This is a genomic window from Thalassotalea sp. ND16A (assembly GCF_000764205.1).
Classification (GTDB): domain Bacteria; phylum Pseudomonadota; class Gammaproteobacteria; order Enterobacterales; family Alteromonadaceae; genus Thalassotalea_A.
The window spans coordinates 1-18,018 of sequence record NZ_JQDZ01000046.1 but is presented as its reverse complement, the minus strand read 5'-3'; the positions used below and the strand labels follow the sequence as shown (position 1 = coordinate 18,018).

Annotated in this window: 14 protein-coding genes; 12 read left to right on the top strand and 2 right to left on the bottom strand. The window is 39.6% G+C overall.

From position 1 onward, the window contains the following. A partial coding sequence (locus tag ND16A_RS21275; protein WP_033077175.1) for a hypothetical protein occupies positions 1-263 on the top strand: 263 nt, incomplete at its 5' end. A 268-nt stretch (positions 264-531) separates the two neighbouring features. Here ND16A_RS21275 and ND16A_RS11445 read toward each other — a convergent pair. Further along, positions 532-3,312 (bottom strand): Ig-like domain-containing protein, encoded by a 2,781-nt coding sequence (locus tag ND16A_RS11445; RefSeq protein WP_033077174.1) that lies wholly within the window; start codon positions 3,310-3,312, stop codon positions 532-534. A 470-nt stretch (positions 3,313-3,782) separates the two neighbouring features. Here ND16A_RS11445 and ND16A_RS11450 point away from each other — a divergent pair, with 470 nt between their 5' ends. The 8 genes from ND16A_RS11450 to ND16A_RS11475 all read left to right on the top strand — a co-directional run bounded on the left by ND16A_RS11450 (position 3,783) and on the right by ND16A_RS11475 (position 13,771). Further along, positions 3,783-4,037, top strand: coding sequence for a hypothetical protein (locus tag ND16A_RS11450; RefSeq protein WP_033077173.1), 255 nt, complete (start codon positions 3,783-3,785; stop codon positions 4,035-4,037). Positions 4,038-4,472: 435 nt separating this feature from the next. Beyond that, positions 4,473-5,078, top strand: a complete 606-nt coding sequence (locus ND16A_RS19905) for a TorF family putative porin (RefSeq protein ID WP_052073002.1) — start codon at positions 4,473-4,475, stop codon at positions 5,076-5,078. 66 nt (positions 5,079-5,144) lie between these two features. Beyond that, entirely contained in the window at positions 5,145-6,440 is a 1,296-nt protein-coding gene (locus tag ND16A_RS11460) for an ABC transporter substrate-binding protein (protein ID WP_033077172.1), read from the top strand. A 12-nt stretch (positions 6,441-6,452) separates the two neighbouring features. Further along, entirely contained in the window at positions 6,453-7,715 is a 1,263-nt protein-coding gene (locus ND16A_RS11465; protein ID WP_052073001.1) for an ammonium transporter, read from the top strand. Positions 7,716-7,775: 60 nt separating this feature from the next. Beyond that, complete coding sequence (locus ND16A_RS20175) at positions 7,776-11,330, top strand: response regulator (RefSeq protein ID WP_052073000.1); 3,555 nt, start codon at positions 7,776-7,778, stop codon at positions 11,328-11,330. A gap of 33 nt (positions 11,331-11,363) precedes the next feature. Further along, positions 11,364-11,729, top strand: coding sequence for a response regulator (locus tag ND16A_RS11470; protein ID WP_033077171.1), 366 nt, complete (start codon positions 11,364-11,366; stop codon positions 11,727-11,729). A 9-nt stretch (positions 11,730-11,738) separates the two neighbouring features. Then, positions 11,739-13,217 carry a response regulator gene (locus ND16A_RS20170; RefSeq protein WP_052072999.1) on the top strand — a complete coding sequence of 493 codons (1,479 nt, stop codon included), beginning with the start codon at positions 11,739-11,741 and terminating at the stop codon, positions 13,215-13,217. A 14-nt stretch (positions 13,218-13,231) separates the two neighbouring features. Then, positions 13,232-13,771 (top strand): MASE1 domain-containing protein, encoded by a 540-nt coding sequence (locus ND16A_RS11475; protein WP_081945528.1) that lies wholly within the window; start codon positions 13,232-13,234, stop codon positions 13,769-13,771. Between the two features lie 37 nt (positions 13,772-13,808). Here ND16A_RS11475 and ND16A_RS11480 read toward each other — a convergent pair whose 3' ends face one another. Next, entirely contained in the window at positions 13,809-14,747 is a 939-nt protein-coding gene (locus ND16A_RS11480) for an ion transporter (RefSeq protein ID WP_033077169.1), read from the bottom strand. A gap of 102 nt (positions 14,748-14,849) precedes the next feature. Here ND16A_RS11480 and ND16A_RS11485 point away from each other — a divergent pair, with 102 nt between their 5' ends. The 3 genes from ND16A_RS11485 to ND16A_RS21270 form a co-directional block, all read left to right on the top strand. Beyond that, entirely contained in the window at positions 14,850-16,610 is a 1,761-nt protein-coding gene (locus ND16A_RS11485) for a hypothetical protein (protein ID WP_033077168.1), read from the top strand. Positions 16,611-16,880: 270 nt separating this feature from the next. After that, a complete protein-coding gene (locus ND16A_RS11490) occupies positions 16,881-17,609 on the top strand; it encodes a Tll0287-like domain-containing protein (protein ID WP_052072998.1) in 729 nt (242 codons plus the stop codon). A gap of 318 nt (positions 17,610-17,927) precedes the next feature. Continuing rightward, the coding region (locus ND16A_RS21270) for a transposase (RefSeq protein ID WP_033077166.1) at positions 17,928-18,018 on the top strand (91 nt) is incomplete at its 3' end.

Sequence of the window (18,018 nt, the reverse complement as noted above, 5' to 3'; positions counted from 1 at the left end):
GTGCGACCTCCGGCTTTACCGCACCACAGGTGAGCAGTGATTCTGCGGTGGTTATTCGATTAACCATTTCTCAGGGCAATCGAGAGATATCGACCGATACCAGCATCACGGTGAAAAACCAAGTCACTACCACTCCACCAAAAGATGACGGTGGCGGCGGTGGCGGTGGTGCCATCAATCTATATTGGTTGCTGTTAATGCTGTTAATGCTGTTAATTTCAAAGTGGCGCTTGCAAGTGATGATAACTAAACCAACTAGGTAGCTTAATTAAAGGACGCATAATTAAAGACTTGAAATACGCTCATGTATTTCAAGTCTTTTCGTTAAAGCATGCTAATTTTTATAGGTATATAAGGTTAGATGGATAAGTGATTGATATGAATCTATGCAAAACAGTGCTGCTCTAACCTTTTCGGACAGATATATAGAACTAGCAATAACCCTCTTTGTCCCATGTTACTGCGATAAAGTGTTAAGATATGCCGCCTAAATTCCTAGGTCAGAATGAAGGCAGCGTCTAAAATGCTATCTTAATGAGTGTAATATTTCTCATCTGCTGACTGATAAAACAGCGATTTATTTTTCCCCTGAATTGTAGTTGAATTTGTATTTACATTTATACGTTCTGATTTATTATCTAACCAGGCATTTATTGGTTCAACAATAGCATTGCCGTTTTCGTCAACAATTAAATCAAATACATGCCAAATGTTGCTTGCAAGGCCATCTGGAGGGGTGAAAATAGATGTTCTCACCCCTAATTTTAATTCAACCCGAGCCGGAGATAGAGCAATGTCGCCACTTCCGGAATAGTGATTGACCAGATATTGATAGCGTCCGGCGACAGGGAAATTGGGAATGGTGATTATTTCAGGGCCGAAACTTGAAATGTCATCAACGTCCAGATTTATCAGAATATCAGCAACCAACTGAGATTTATTGGCAAAATACACTTCAAACTCACCGTCATTCACCCCCGTTGGTCCGAAAAAATGTGAATCCAAATCACCCGGATTTGCGCCCCAGGTAAGTTTTATTGTGGATATGGCCGGCGACATCACCAGACAGCTTTCTAAAGATATCGCAGCAGTTGCCGTTGATATATTTAATGTTCGACTTTGTTGCCCTTGAGATGCTGAGAGCAATACCGAACTATTCATCTTAACCGGCAAAGAGTAGTCGCCGAGACTATCAGTTCTGGTATTTGATGTACCGTTATAGTCTCTGCCTTGTGATGAAACGCTCACATCGGATAAAACATTGCCATCTTGGTCTTCTACGCAACCATTAATGAAAATGGTTTCATAAACTTTATCGGCATTCCAGGTAGTGAAATGATTAACATTGCCCTGATAGAAGCTATCAACGCCAATTGTGGTTAAGCTGGCTTCACCTTCTTCAACCCAAGTATTGGTTGCATTATCAAAATAATAAAGTGGAATTAAATTTGGTGGGCTAATACTATTTTGTGCAAGAGGGATGCGAATTTCAGCAGATTGGCCGGTAATTAAATTGAGGACTTGTCCGGACTCGTCTTTAAATACCACATTCATCGCACCAAATGATTCAATTGGTAGCCGTTGATTATTTTCCATGGTTACCATGTCACCAGGCATTATGTTGATGTCTGAGCTGGGGTCAATAATGGTGATCTGCGCGTTAACCAGTCCTTCGATTGCCTCACCATCTTCACGTGCCAGACTGTTGGCGGACAAACTTAACAAACTTTGTTCGTCAACCATCAATTCTTGTGCTTCACTGCTATCGAAGAAGATACTGGCATGTACTGGCAGCATGGCGATGAATTGGACCTGATCGCTAGTTTGATTTGATAACACCGTTGCTGCCTGGGCATAATTATTCACATCAACCGAGGCAAGCATGTTTGCAGTAACGTTACGATCCACAATCGGCACTGTGAAAAAGCCTGATTCGTCTGCAATTGCTGACGCGACATTTTCGATACCATTGGAGAATTGTACTGTCGCATTTGGAACCGCGTCACCAGTAAAATAATTGACAATTTGACCGCTAAAGATTTGATAGACAAGTACATCAAGTTGAAATGCATGAGAAAATACTGTTGTATTATCTTCACCGCCATCAATAATGGTGACGTTGATATCAAGCAGAGATGATTGTTCCAGCATCGGTGTCCACAGGATCTCGCCGGTGGAAGAAATGCTCATACCGCTGGGTGCCGTTACTAGCTCAAAGCTTAGATCTGTACCGTTATTTTCATCATCGGGGTCTACCACTTCCAACGGATAGCTGAGTGTGGTTTCGTTGTCTATTTGAGTTGGGGCTATTGATACAATTACCGGTTGATCATTGACCGGGGTGACATCAATAGTAAAGGTTTGAGTTACTGATAGTGCACCAGCTGAATTACCCTCCGCCACTTTCACTATGACTGCCCCGGAAGTTAAAACACCTTCTAATGGTGTCCAGGTGATAAGTCCTGTAGTTGAAATGCTCATCTCAGCAGCTGCCGAGTCAAAACTATAGACAAGTAAAGATGCAGCGGTATCAGGATCATTGACCGCAAGTTGATACTGATATTCAATGTCTTCGGTAGCCACCGTGACGGCTGTAGATACAATTACCGGTTGATCATTCACCGGGGTGACATCAATGTTAAATGATTGAGTTACTGATAGTGCACCAGCACTAGTGCCATCGGCCACGTTAACTATGACTTCCCCGGAAGTTAATACACCTTCTAACGGTGTCCAGGTAATCATACCTGCTGATGAAATGCCCATACCAGCAGGTGCAGAATTAAGACTGTAGATAAATGCAGACGCGGCACTGTCAGGATCATTGGCAACAAGTTGATACTGATATTCAATGTCTTCGGTAGCCACCGTGACGGCTGTAGATACAATTACCGGTTGATCATTCACCGGGGTGACATCAATGTTAAATGATTGAGTTACTGAGAGTGCACCAGTACTAGTGCCATCGGCCACGTTAACTATGACTTCTCCGGAAGTTAATACACCTTCTAACGGTGTCCAGGTAATCATACCTGCTGATGAAATGACCATCCCCGCTGGTGCAGAATTAAGGCTGTATATTAATGCAGACGCGGCAGTCTCAGGATCAGTGGCCACAAGTTGGTATTGATACTCAATATCTTCTGTCGCTGTAGTCAAGGCGGGAGAGTTGATTGAGGGTGGTTGATTAGCTGTTTGCTGAGTAGGCTCTTTGTCATCGCTTCCTGAACCACCACAACCCGCTAAAATAAATATACTGGCAATGTAAATGAGTTTTGAAATGGTTAATTTGATTTGAGTTAGTTGTTCCATTTATTGTTTGCTCCATACTGTCTTTGAACTTAGTTTTTATTGTCTCTAGTTTATTGATTTACAACATTTTAAAAGATTGCCTTAGAGGTTGTGGTTTCTGTTACGGCAAATAGTATGCCTATTATAAAAACTTGGTTTGTTTCAATCGCTTATCTAGTTATACTAATGTTGTTATCCAGCAGTTGTAAAAAGCCCTGACAATTACCCAATGTTATCTATGTCCGATTTAATTTTGACGGTGTTTTTTACTGTCCCTCGGTCTAGCTCGGTTATGTGTGCAACCTTCTCATTGGAATGTGTTTACCTACAAAAACAAAGCCATTAGACTGCAGCTGCCTGTCAGATTCGTTTACAGTTATACCATCGTGAATTTCTAAAGCATGAATTTCATTCGTAAAAACAAGGCGATACAAACACGGTACAATAATTGCTGTTAGCCATTAGATAAATGTACTTATAGAAGGTAGGTTATGAATAACAACGATAAAGACTCACAACAAGCAGAGCGACGGAACACACTATCGAATACCCAAATGCTTTGGACTAACCTTAACTCCGCACAAAAGGTAGCGGCCAGCTCGTTATTTTACTTTGGCTTTCGCCTGATCTTCATTCGAAAATCAGATATTGATCAAATTGTTGGCTTGTTACTTGAAGACAAACTAGCAACCATTAATGCTGAAGGTGACATAAATACAAGACCTGACATGTGTATACGCGGCTAGCTCAGCATAGCGGTAACAGGTTATTGTGTGCTTGATTGTCTGCACTTGGCTTTAGCAAACAACTCAGAGTTTGGACGAACCAATGATCTCTTAACCTGTACGAATTTAGAGGTGTTTTTATTGAAGCGATTGAAGTCAACCACAAATCATTTAAGATCTAACATCTCCTATTGTGGTGGATCATTTATGCTGCAATATTGCGGTAAATTAGATTTGAATTTTATCGTGACAGTTAGATCTACGCCAAAGTTATTAAGCCTAATCAGCATCATTCTTTATGTAGAGCATGCACATAAATTCCGTAAGTATCAGTTTTCAACAATATGAATTTTAGTCAGAAGTATTACTTTAGCTCTCAATTGCTGTATGAAAATTGGACAAATGATTAAATTGAATTAGTCTGAAAATAGGCTTAAACAATAATATGTGTCTGTAATGAAAACAATTAATACTTCAATTCTGCTGTTTTTTTTATTTTGTGGATTTTGTACTTCATCAGTTTCTGCGTTAGAAGGCTTATCGGCCAACGTTGCTGGAACAAGTAACTATTTATGGCGAGGGCTTGAGCAAACCGGTGGAAAAGCTGCCGTATCTGGAGGCATTGATTACGACATTGGTTCCGGTTTTTACGTGGGAACTTGGCTTTCGGATGCCGATTGGGCAGAAGAGATGACCTACGAACTTGATGTTTATGGTGGTTTTAGCGGAAATATCTCTGATTCAATGACCTATGATGTTGGTTTTACTCATTACGCATACCCCGATGCTGTCGCAAATTTGGATTTCACCGAAGTAAATGCCAGTTTAGGTTTTGGTGCATTCAGTATTAGTTATGTCGTACTCGTTGATGCTGAAGGCGCTGATGCCGGCGATGACTCATACATTTCAGCCGATGCCGAATTTGAAGTTGCAACCGATTTAGCACTCGCTTTGCACGTAGGTACTGGTACCGATGAATTTTATGCCGGAGAATCATTTGTCGAATATGGTGCGAGTTTGAGTAAAGATGTTTTATTTTTGGGGTCTCTATTACCGATTTAGATGGTGATGACGTAAAATTTTATGTGTCTTATGGAATTGATATAGATCTGTAGGAAGATATCCCTAATGAGGTATATTAAGGTGCTAAGTATCAACAATATATTGCTTTCTATTGTCTTCTTATTAACTTCATTGTCGACCAATTCAATGGCATATAATAAACAAGACACCATAAAAGTGGGTATTCTCCACTCACTTTCTGGTGATATGGCCATTAGTGAAAGCGTGTTAAAAGATGCACTGCTAATGTTAATAGAGGAGCAAAATTCTAAAGGAGGACTTTTAGGTAAACAACTTGAAGCCATCGTGTTAGATCCTGAATCGAATTGGCCATTATTTGCCGAAAAAGCCCGGCAACTTATTGAGCAAAAAAATGTTGATGTCATCTTTGGCTGTTGGACCTCTGTTTCGAGAAAACATGTGTTGCCAGTGGTTGAAGAGTTGAACCATATACTTTTTTATCCAGTGCAATATGAAGGTCAGGAATCTTCAAGAAATATTTTTTATACTGGTGCCAGCCCCAATCAGCAAGCGCTCCCCGCGATAGATTATTTAATTAAAGATAAAGCTATTGAACGCTGGGTTTTAATGGGAACCGATTACCTCTACCCGCGAACGGTGAATAAAATAATAACGTCTTATCTTAACGAATTAGGTGTCGATAATGATGACATTATGCTCAGCTATACCCCATTTGGTTTTAATCAATGGCAAGAAAGGATCGCAGATATAAAGCGATACGCGAAGCAAGGAAAAAAAACGGCCATTGTTTCCACCATCAATGGCGTCGCCAATGTTAGTTTTTACCAAGAAATTGTGAAACAAAAGATTAATGCCAATGAACTTCCGATCATGGCTTTTTCGATAAGCGAAAACGAACTGTCGCAGATTGGCTCTGAAAATCTAACTGGGCATTTAGTTGCCTGGAATTATGTTATGGATGTAAGCCATCCGAATAACACTGCATTTATTCAACGTTGGCAAACGTTTCAGAACAATAAAAAAGCGGTAACAAATGACCCTATAGAAGCGCATTATATTGGTTTTGAGCTATGGTTAAAGGCAGTAAATATTGCTCAAACAACAGAATCTAACCGGGTGATCGATGCATTAATCGGCTTAAAAGTAACGAATTTGTCCGGTGGAGAAGCACAAATGTTACCTAACCACCATATTACCAAGCCTTTTATGGTGGGCCGAATTGAAGATTCAGGCAAGATCAAATTTATCGAACAACCCTCGAAAAATATTCCTGGTGATGCATGGTCAGATTTTATCTTGACCAGTAAGTATTTAATCGCAGACTGGACCAAACCTGTGATGTGTGGGCGCTTTAATAAGATATCTAAACAATGTAAGTAAGGATATTGCTTTATGCAAGAGCAGCTGGATTTTTTCTGGATAATCGTTTGTAGCGCTCTGGTTTTTTTGATGCAGGCGGGTTTTTTGTGTCTGGAAAGCGGCTTAACCCGTAATAAAAATAGCATTAATGTTGCCATCAAGAATTTGGCCGACTTTTGTTTTACTACGTTTATTTTTTGGTTATTTAGCTTTGCTTTTATGTTTGGCGCATCTTATCAAGGTCTAATCGGTAGTTCAGGCTATGCCATAAATTTTCAAACCACACCGATGATGGCCGGGGCATTTTTTGTTTTCCAAGTCATGTTTTGTGGCGCATCGGTGACCATTATTTCCGGTGCAATAGCGGAACGGATCAAGTTTGGTGCCTATTTAGTGATTACTTTAATCATCGCCGGCTTGGTTTACCCCGTTTTTGGTCATTGGGCATGGGCCGGTTTAGATCAAGGTGCTGCGAACGGCTGGCTTAATTCCCTCGGCTTTATTGATTTTGCCGGCTCTTCAGTTGTGCATAGTGTTGGAGGTTGGGCGGCTTTAGCCATTTTATTGATAGTAGGGCCTCGACATGGGCGATTTGTTAATGGAAAAAGGGTTGCCATTAAGCACTCAAGTTTATCGCAAGCTACGTTAGGCACTGTGCTGTTATTCATTGGTTGGTTGGGATTTAATGGTGGTAGCACCTTGGCGTTAAATGAGCAAGTATCACTCATTATTGTGAATACTGTAGTTGCCGGATCGGTTGGGGCGTGTTCGGCGGGATTACTAGGATATGCGGTGCAAACAAATCTCAATGTTACCCAATTTATGAACGGTTGCTTAGGTGGTTTAGTAGCCATTACCGCAAACTGTTTTGCTGTCTCTACACCGGCAGCTGTGATTATTGGCCTTGTCGGTGGAATGATTGTGATTGGTGTAGAACAGTTTCTTGAGTATCTGCATATTGATGATGCCGTAGGCGCTATACCCGTGCATTTAGGTGCGGGTATCTGGGGCACTTTGGCTGTTGGTTTATACGCCGATTTAGATGTGTTGGCAACAGGACTAAGCCGGATAGAACAAATAGAAGTTCAGCTGTTAGGAGTGCTTATGTGTGGAGTTTGGACTTTGGGTATTACCTACGCATTATTGTGGCTGGTTAATAAAGTATACCCGTTAAGGGTTAGCCTAGAGCATGAACTGGTAGGACTCAATATTTCAGAACACGGTATCGTCGAAGAAACAATGAATAATATAGACGATCCTATTCAGACACTTAACCACAATGTGGTCAAAAGTTAATGTTTATACAGTATCGTAAATTAAAAGAATAAATGATTGAGTAATCTAAGGACGCAGCAGATGTTTGGCAATATCAAAATTGGCACTAAATTATTGTTAGTTACGGTGATGATAACCTTAGTGGTGATCTTCGTTAATGGCGCTTCTTCCAATAACAATATTCGAACCAATGTTGAGCAACAGGCCTTTGCAAAATTGACCGCGGTGCGGGAAATGAAGACCCAACAAATAGAAGATTATTTTCAACAAATTAGCAACCAAGTTATTACTCTATCAGAAGATAAGATGATCATTGATGCGATGATGCAATTTTCCGCTTCTTTTGAAAGTGTCGAGCAGGAACTGGTGGTGCAACAGCAAGGTTTTGTCAACCAAGACACTGTATTATCTGATTATTACAATAATGAATTTATTCCACGGATCCGTGAGAACCAACAAAAAACAATCTCTGCAGATGAGTATTGGCCAACACAATCCAACAGTAAATTATTACAATATTTGTATATTGCCAATAATGAAAATAGGACGGGAGAAAAACACTTATTAGCGGCAACTAATGATTATTCAAGTTATACCGCGGCGCATCGCAGCTATCATCCAACAATTCGTTCCTATCTCGAAAAATTTAAATATTATGATATTTTCCTGGTCGACGCTCATAGTGGCAATATTGTCTACAGTGTGTTCAAGGAAGTCGATTACGCCACTAATTTATTAACTGGCCCATATAAAAACACTAATATTGCCAAGGCTTTTCAAGCGGCCAGTCACGCGCAAAATAAAGACTTTGTCAAAATCGTCGATTTTAGCCCATACCCACCTTCATACAATGCTCCCGCATCTTTTATTGCATCACCAATTTTTAACGGTATTGAAAAAGTTGGTGTACTTATTTTTCAAATGCCGGTTGATCAAATTAATGACATCATGACCAATAAATTAAGCTGGCAAGAAGTAGGTTTAGGAACGTCGGGAGAATCTTATATTGTCGGTGAAGATTTTACTTTGCGCAATCAATCTCGATTTCTCATTGAGGATAAAATCAATTATCTCTCAATGATAAGGTCTTTAGGCACGGAGCAAAATATTGTCGATAGAATTGATAATCTAAATAGTTCTATTGGCTTACAAATGGTCGACACCGTAGGAACACAAGCGGCTTTAGCCGGGCAAGTGGCTACTGACATTTTTGCTGATTACCGAGGGGTGAGTGTTTTATCGGCTTATCGGCCACTAAACTTGCCGGACTTAAAATGGGTGATTATGAGTGAAATAGATGAAGCCGAAGCATTTATGTCATTTACTAAACTTCGTGATCAAGTGATTATGTTATCGTCGATCCTTATTGCCATTGCCATTTATATATCTTACTACCTTTCAATTTCATTAACACGACCACTTCGCCGCTTAGAAAAATCAGCTGAAGCACTGTCCGCCGGTGATTTGGATACTAAAATTGAAAGGGTGAGTAAAGATGAAATAGGCGATTTGTCAGTTATTTTTGACAACATGCGCCTGTCCTTAAAAGAAACTTTTTTGCAAGTTGAACAGAAAAAAGAGGAGTTAGAGGTTCGAGTTGGCGAACGCACACAAGAACTCCATAAAACCTTGGCGGAGCAAGAGCAGCAAAATCAATTACTCGCCAATCAGAATGTTGAATTGGAAGGAATTCAAAATGATTTAATAGCATCAAGAAAAGCAATAGAAAACAGTGAACAACGGGTTGCTACCATCATTCAATCAAGCCCTGATGGCATTATAACTATTGACAAAAAGGGCACTATTTTAAGCTTTAACTTATCTGCCGAAAAAATATTTTCCTATAAGGAACGCGATATCGTGGGTAAAAACATTAAAATTTTGATGCCCAAATCAATCGCCATGGAACACGATTATTATTTAGAAAAATATATCCCGAACAGCAAGTCGAACACCGTCGGAAGTACCCGCGAAGTTGTTGGGCAACGACAAGACGGCAGTCAATTTCCGTTAGAATTAAAAGTCGAGATGGTGTTTATTGATGATGAGATAATGTTTATTGGCTTAGTGCGCGACATCACCGAATACAAGCAAATGCAACAAGACATTCAATATGCACGTGAAAAAGCAGAGCAAGCAAACGCCGCCAAGAGCGGCTTTCTCGCCAATATGAGTCATGAGCTAAGAACGCCAATGAACGCGATTATCGGTTATTCCGAAATGTTGGCTGAAGATGCTGAAGACGATGGCCTTGATGAAATGCTCGGCGATCTGAATAAAATAACCGCTGCCGGTAGGCATTTATTGTCGTTAATCAATGATGTCTTAGATATCTCTAAAATAGAAGCCGGTCGAATGGATTTATTTCTTGAAGATTTTAATTTAGCCGACGTTATTAAAGACGTTGCGACTACGGCGCAAACGTTAGTCGATAAAAATGGCAATAACCTAACGACACATGTAGATGGTGAAATTGACCTGATGCATGCTGATGTTACTAAGGTGCGACAAATCCTGTTCAACTTAGTGTCCAATTCAGCCAAATTCACTAAAGACGGAGAAATATCAATTACCGCGCAATGTGCTGAACTGCAGGGAAATTCAGCGATTAAAATATCGGTGAAAGACAGCGGTATAGGTATACCGGCCGAAAAATTGGAATCAGTATTTGAAGAATTTTCCCAGGCAGATCAATCAACCACCAAAAATTATGGCGGAACGGGTTTAGGATTAGCTTTGGTGAAGCGTTTTTGTGAGCTCATGGGCGGCAATATTCACATTGAAAGTGAAGAGGGCAAAGGCTCCTCATTCATCTTTGAACTCCCTTGCGTGGTTGCCGGTAAAAAGGCTGTAGAGACAAAAACCACTGCCACCAACAGCAAAAAAGAAATCAGCGAGAGTATTCCAAAATCAGATCATCATAAAGACGTTCTGGTGATTGATGATGACCCGCACGCCCGTGAAATTTTGGAACGTCACCTCGAAGCTGAAGGCTATCATGTTATTTGTGTCGCCAATGGTAAATCCGGGATCAAATTGGCGCAAAAATGGCAACCGTCACTTATTACCTTAGATGTGATGATGCCGGACATGGATGGCTGGCAGGTGTTGAAAGCATTAAAAGATGACACTTTCACCAGAGATATACCGGTGGTGATGATTTCTATTGTTGGTGATAAGGCCATTGGTACAACTTTAGGTGCGGTTGATCATTTGAGTAAACCTGTGGATCGAAATTTATTGAAACAAGTCGTTTTAAAATATGCATTACGCGGCAATGCATTAGTGATTGAAGACGATGACGCGGCACGAGATATGGCAGAGAAATCATTAACTTCGATTGGCTGGAAAACCACGCCGGCTGAAAATGGTAAAGTAGGATTAGAGCAGTTCCATAAGGGTAAATTTGATTTAATTTTACTCGATTTGATGATGCCGGTGATGGACGGTTTTGAATTTTTACAAAAATTACGGGCTAGCAAAAATGGTCGAAATGTACCGGTAGTGGTATTAACCGCAAAGATTTTGAGCGCTGAAGAAAAAACAATCCTACAGGGCAGTGTAGCGCAAGTTTGTTCTAAAGGTGAAGTCAGTATTGAACAATTAGTGACTGAAATAAATGGTCAGTTTGGTTAAACCAGTGGCTGCAAATATAATTGGAGTAGGTATATGAGTAAAGTATTACTTGTAGAAGATAATGAAATGAACCGCGACATGCTTTCTCGACGATTAACCAAAAAAGGTTTTAACGTGGTAATGGCAGTAAACGGTCAAATTGGCGTTGATATGTCGATAACAGAGTCACCGGAAATAATATTAATGGATATGAGTTTACCGGTAATGGATGGTTGGACTGCAGCAAGCCATATCAAGGCTAACGATGTCACCAAAGATATACCGATTATCGCCCTCACGGCTCATGCTATGTCGGAAGATAGGGAGAAAGCAATTGCGGCGGGTTGTGATGAATATGATACTAAACCAATTGATCTGAAAAGGTTACTTGGCATTATGGATAGGCTTCTCAATAAGTAAGCTGATAATATGGCCGAGACTACAAACAGTTTTAAAGACGTATTAGCTAATATCCGTCACGATCTAAAAACCCCGGTTGGCCATATCCTCGGCTATAGTGAAATGCTTGCTGAAGATCTGGAAGATAACCCCTGGCCAGAATTTGAGCAGGATTTAGAGCGGATTCATGCTTCGGGTAATAAGTTACTCACTTTAATTGAAGATTTACTCGGCCCAAACAAGAGTAAAGTTGAGGATATTGACATTACCTCGGTTGAATATCAATTGAGAATGCAACTGAATCATATTAGTGGCTATTGTGAGATGCTGACCGAGTTAGTGGAAGAAGAAAATCGCTCTGAATTTTTAACCGATTTAAACCATATCAACCAGGCAGCGAAAAACTTCACCGAAATTGTTGCGGATAAGGTCACCATTGCCACCTTGTCTTCGCTAGAATTTTGCCAACCTCAGAGCAATGAATCCGCTGAATTAGCCACAACATCGATGCCAAGTGTTGATAAAATACATTTCAATACTCTTGGTGAAGGCGGCAATATTCTGATTGTTGATGATAATGCTGCCAACCGCGAGCTACTCACCAGACGGTTAATCCGTAATGGCTATCAAGCGAAAGCCGTTGATGGCGGCAAAACTGCTTTAACCTTATTAGAAAGCCAATCGTACGATTTAATCCTACTTGATATGGTGATGCCTGAGATGAGTGGTCTAGAGGTGTTGGCCATATTAAAGAAAGATAAAATATTAAGAAATATTCCGGTCATTATATTATCGGCCCTCGATGATATTGACCAGATTGTGCATTGTATTTTATTGGGGGCTGACGATTATGTTTTTAAACCATTCAATCCTATTCTGTTAAAAGCACGCATAGCCGCGAGTCTGGAAAAATTCAGACTGAGGAAGAATCAAGTCCCAAGATTAAAAGTATTCATTTCATCACCCGGAGATGTGATTGCCGAACGTCAAATCGCCAGAGCAATTATCAATGAAATCAATGATGAGCTTGTTGAGCGCGTGCATTTAGTTCCTGTATTTTGGGAAGATGAACCACTGTTGGCCTCAGATACTTTTCAAGCTCAAATTTCACCCGCCAAAGATTGCGATATATATATCGGCATATTTTGGTCGCGCCTCGGCTCCAAATTACCAGAGACAATTACCAGGGAGGATGGCAGTCGATATTTTTCCGGCTCTGAATATGAATTTGAAGACGCTATTGCTGGCTACAAAGAAAAGGGGGTACCGCAAATACTGGTCTACAGAAAAACCTCCGAAATTATTATTCCTCTACAAAATCGCGAGCAGGTGATGGACTCACTTGAGCAAAAAGAAAAAGTGGAAAATTTTATTCAACAATGGTTTATGTCACAAGATAATGAAAGTTACTCGGGTGCGTTTCATGGTTTTGCTTCTGAAGATGATTTTAGTTTAATTCTTAGCAAACATTTAAAAAAATTGGTGTTAAATCAACTTGAAAACCTATAAATGATGATGACATTATGAATAAAACTATTAATGAACCTATTCATTATGTCTCTTGGTGTCTGGCGATAGCAGCTTGCTACTTTGTTATTGGCAAATCAATGTTGGCAATATCATCATCTCATGTTGCGTTAGTATGGCCTTCTGCGGGACTAGCCTTAGGGGCTTTATTAGTAAAAGGCTGGAAGTATTGGCCGGCTATTCTACTGGGCGCTCAGCTTTCAAATTTGAATTTACCTTTTGGCGCCGCACTTTTTATTGGAGTAGGTTCTACACTCGCCGCTTTGTTTGGCTGGTTTTTATTGATTAAAGTTAAGCATTTTTCAATGGCAACGGGCAACTTTCGTGAGTTAGCCGCTTTTGTTTTATATGGTTGTATTATATCTCCCATCATCAGTGCATTAATAGGTAACATATCGTTATTAAGCTATGGATTTCTGGATGTTAATTACTTTATCGATTCATTTTTTAAATGGTGGTTTGGAGATGCGATGGGCCTGCTTATTTTAGGCTCAATGATCATTATGATTGTTTCACCTTATCAAGGTGACAATTAATACTTATGCCATGGGTCTAAGTTCTGGCTGGTAATGGTTATTTCCCACAATATGGACATTTCTTACCCAAATGAGCCTTTTTTAAAATCCTGATATTCCGTTCTAAATCTTCGGGTTTAAGTTCTAACTTATCGGCCAATTTTGCCAAGTCCTGATGCTCTTGCTCATCAATAATACCGTCGGCCAGGGCGTGTTCTACGTGTGCATTAAGGTTACGCTTGCGCTCCCTTAACTCATCGCCAAATCTCGCAGCCAGCATACCCGCAGGCAATGCCACCAGGCCCACACCGACGAGCATGATAAAAGTGGCCACCATTTTTCCCAGCAGAGTCACCGGTGTTACATCACCATAACCAACAGTGGTCATAGTAACTACTGCCCACCAGAGTGATTGGATGATACTACCAAAAAACTCTGGTTGTGCCTCGTTTTCTACTGTGTACATCAAACTTGCGGCGATGATAATAAGAAATATCATCACCATTAAGGCCGCTGTAATACTTTTTAACTCCTTAAGGATAACCGTTAAAAATATATTGAAGCCTTTAAAGTGGTGAGAAAGTTTTAGCAATCGTAGTACTCGTAATAAGCGTAAATAACGTAAATCGATAGCAATAAATAATGAGATGAAAAACGGAGCTATGGCGATCAAATCTATGACAGCCAAAGGAGAAGTCATATAGCGCAATCGAGCTTGCAATGACGAGTATTGTTTAAATTGGTAAGACTCAACACATGACCATATTCTTAACAAGTATTCTAACGAAAAAATGCTAACTGAAATTAGTTCGAATAGGGCAAATTCTGTAGAGAATTGCCGATTAAATTCATCATCTGACTCGAAAATGACGGCAACAACATTAGCAATGATAAGGACAATTAAAAACAGGTTGATATGTTTGGATAAAGGTGAATTATCAACATTCCCTTCAATCAACTTGAATGCTTTTTTGCGCAATAGATATGGAGCTGGCATATAACAACCTAATTTTATTATAAATAATTTAAGAAACTGGCTTAAACATAGTTTATATTTAAATATATTCTAGATTTAACTATTAGCAACTAGGTGTTCACAATGGAAGCAAAATCATTTGTCATTGGTATCACGGGGCATCGAGATATTGATACCAACACTGCAGAGCACCTGATGACGGCGGTTCATTTATTCCTTGATGAGCTCAAATTGTTATTGCCAAATACACCGCTAGAAGTTGTTACGGGCATGGCCGATGGTGCGGATCGGATATTGGCGAAAGTAGCACTTGCTAAAAACATTAAAGTTAACGCCGTACTGCCGATGGCAGAAGAGATTTACCGAGCTGATTTTTCTGCCGACTCCTGGGATGAGTATCAAACGCTATTATCCAGTGGTAACGTTGCTGTTAAGACTTTAATCACTGATGCTGTAGATATGGTTAAGGCTCAACAGCAAGGACCCGAGCGTGATGCACTTTACCATTCATTAGCAAAGTATATTAATGAGCAATCGAACATTGTAATTGCTGTTTGGGATGGTGTGAATCCAGGACTCAAGGGAGGAACCGCGGATGTTGTACTCAGTTATCTGCAAGCTAAAAATATTGCCGATAAGATCTCTAAACAAGCTGTTAACTATATCAATGGCGACGAGCAAGCTATTTATGGCACGAATAGCGTGTATTGGCTGCCGGTAGCAAGTGGCTCTAAAAATCATCATCAAATAGAACTATCGTCTTTCAAACCGTCATACTTATCGGGTATGCAGGGACCCTATACCATAAAAACCCACGCAGCTATGCCTGAATCTGTTTGTGCGCAGATGCGTGATTTAGATGATTATAACCGCCAATGTTTACATTTAGAGCAACAAAACTTGATATCTAGACAATACAGTTTACTTACAAATTACAACATGGATGAAACGAATGATCAGTCTGCAACATTAAAACACTTAGATGAGGAGTTTTTAAAAGCAGATGCTGTCGCTTTAGCAAATCAAAAACGCTCAGACGGGCAATTTAAATTATTTAGTTTAATGGCAGCAGCTATGGGGCTGTTATTTTTAGTCTATGCCAAAATCACTGCCAGTAAAATTCTATTAATCGGCTATTTGTTGTTGTTTGCTCTTGGCTGGTATCTTTTTAAGGGCTCTACTAAAAATAAGTGGTTCACCCGTCATTTAACTGCGCGAGTATTAGCTGAGACATTAAGAACACAATTTTACTTAGTTCTAATCAATAAAAGCAATCCTGTTAGGACGACTAAGCTAATGAATATGTCTGGAGTAAGTCAGTTTTCTGGTGCTAGCTGGTTAAAACAGGTGATTATGTCACAACAATCAATGCTCGTGCCGCAGGAGCAATCCAATAGTCAGCAAGAATACAACATGAATTTTGTTTGTCAGCATTGGTTAACAGAGCAAGCGCACTATTTTCAGGCGAAAATCAGGAATCTATCAGCCCATCATCATAAATTGGAAAAAATAAAATCGTTATTGTTTTCGGCATCCGCCATGGCAACAATCGTTTTGATTTTATTCAAGTATCAACTAGTTGAGATTGTTCTCTTTGCCCATGTTGATGCAAAAATCTTTACCGTATTGTTAATGGGGTTATTACCGTTTTGGTTGGGGGTTTGGGAGATATATCAAAATAAAATGGCGGTTAAGGAATTATTGTGGCAATACCGAAACCAATCAATGGTTTTTAATCAAGCTCAACAACAAATAGAACATGCCTCTACCCTAAAACAGAAGGCTGAAGTGTTAAGTCATTTAGCTGAGCGTTCAATAATGGAAAACTACATCTGGATCATTCACCGCTATCACCGTGAGCATGAGCCACCAACCGCAGGGTAAAAGTTACCTAGTTTCAGCACTCTGGGCATAAACTATGCGGCTTGAGTTTCATTAATTGGCAACGGTTTCGGTATTTACCCTCGTTGTCATCATTAAGGCTAGATCACACTATATAGGATTACACACACCATCTCTCATGTTTATAAATGTGTACTAATATTAAGGTAACCTTTTGATTATACAGGTGCAGCAGATCAAAAATGGATTGCGAACGCTTTATCGGTTTTAAATTTAATTGGCATATCTTCCTCTCTTGGTAGGAGAACAGTTTTGAGTTTAAAGTGCACAATTGGCTTGTTATTGAGTCTGTTTATGTTTTTTTTGCCAAAACCAGTGATGGCAGAGACTAAAGAGGTGGTAAGTAAGGAACTTACTACGTTATTTCGTGCAGCTAGAAAAGTCATATCGGATAATCAAGCTCACATCAATAACCCTGATATTGGGGATAAAGGCCTTTCGGGAAAAATAGTCACTCAAAAGCTACTCGAAAACTATAAGAAGGCCAGTGGTAAAAGGCTATATCCTGACTCCTTTACGCCTGTTCAAGAAGCGATGATTAACTCGGTAAAGGAAGTGATGTTTGAAAATCAGGATTTGATTAATAAGCAAGGCGTTGCTTTTAAAGGATTCATACCTGCAATTTTTGCCGGAAAGGTGGCCAATAAATTCAGCCGAAAAATGAATGGTAAAATGAAAATTAAACTCACTGCACCGACAAGGTACATTAGAAATAAAACAAATAGCCCAGATTACTGGGAACACAATGTGATTGAAAATATATTCAAAATGTCAGCCCATAAAAAAGGCCAGTCATATTCCGAAAACATTAAGATAAAAGGTAAAAAGGCTTACCGTTTTATTTTACCTGAATATTATCAACAATCATGCCTTGATTGTCATGGAACGCCCAAAGGGGAACTTGATATTACAGGTGGTAAAAAAGAAGGGGGTCTATTAAATGAGCTAGGTGGTGCAATTAGTTTGATTATTTATCAATAAATCGCACTTGTTAGCTGGTTTAAATGAATCTTAGTGTGATATTTTGTTAATTAAGAGCCTATAAATTATAAGTTGAACTATGAATGAAATAACAAGTGTACTGTTTGTCTGCATGGGCATAAGACATTCATCCTCTACAGCCCTTTAAAATCAAGGGTTGTGAGTGATTCTTGGAAATTCCCCAAAATAATATCAATTTGATTAATTCTTCGTTCAGGAGCAATAAGGAATAAACTTGAGCTAAATAGAACATTGACATGGTTTAATGGATTCCACTACCCAAGATAAGAGATAATAGTCTTAACTGGAGATAGTAAAATGACACGTAAAAAATATTCAAAAGAATTTAAACAAGATGCAATAGCCTTAGTAAAAGAACAAGGTTATTCGCAAGCAGAAGCATCCAGAA

What these genes read in the sequence shown, in the direction of transcription:
- ND16A_RS11445 (WP_033077174.1), bottom strand. Translation starts at nt 3,312, where the DNA reads ATGGAACAACTAACTCAAATCAAATTAACCATTTCAAAACTCATTTAC.
- ND16A_RS11450 (WP_033077173.1), top strand. Translation starts at nt 3,783, where the DNA reads ATGAATAACAACGATAAAGACTCACAACAAGCAGAGCGACGGAACACA.
- ND16A_RS19905 (WP_052073002.1), top strand. Translation starts at nt 4,473, where the DNA reads ATGAAAACAATTAATACTTCAATTCTGCTGTTTTTTTTATTTTGTGGA.
- ND16A_RS11460 (WP_033077172.1), top strand. Translation starts at nt 5,145, where the DNA reads ATGAGGTATATTAAGGTGCTAAGTATCAACAATATATTGCTTTCTATT.
- ND16A_RS11465 (WP_052073001.1), top strand. Translation starts at nt 6,453, where the DNA reads ATGCAAGAGCAGCTGGATTTTTTCTGGATAATCGTTTGTAGCGCTCTG.
- ND16A_RS20175 (WP_052073000.1), top strand. Translation starts at nt 7,776, where the DNA reads ATGTTTGGCAATATCAAAATTGGCACTAAATTATTGTTAGTTACGGTG.
- ND16A_RS11470 (WP_033077171.1), top strand. Translation starts at nt 11,364, where the DNA reads ATGAGTAAAGTATTACTTGTAGAAGATAATGAAATGAACCGCGACATG.
- ND16A_RS20170 (WP_052072999.1), top strand. Translation starts at nt 11,739, where the DNA reads ATGGCCGAGACTACAAACAGTTTTAAAGACGTATTAGCTAATATCCGT.
- ND16A_RS11475 (WP_081945528.1), top strand. Translation starts at nt 13,232, where the DNA reads ATGAATAAAACTATTAATGAACCTATTCATTATGTCTCTTGGTGTCTG.
- ND16A_RS11480 (WP_033077169.1), bottom strand. Translation starts at nt 14,747, where the DNA reads ATGCCAGCTCCATATCTATTGCGCAAAAAAGCATTCAAGTTGATTGAA.
- ND16A_RS11485 (WP_033077168.1), top strand. Translation starts at nt 14,850, where the DNA reads ATGGAAGCAAAATCATTTGTCATTGGTATCACGGGGCATCGAGATATT.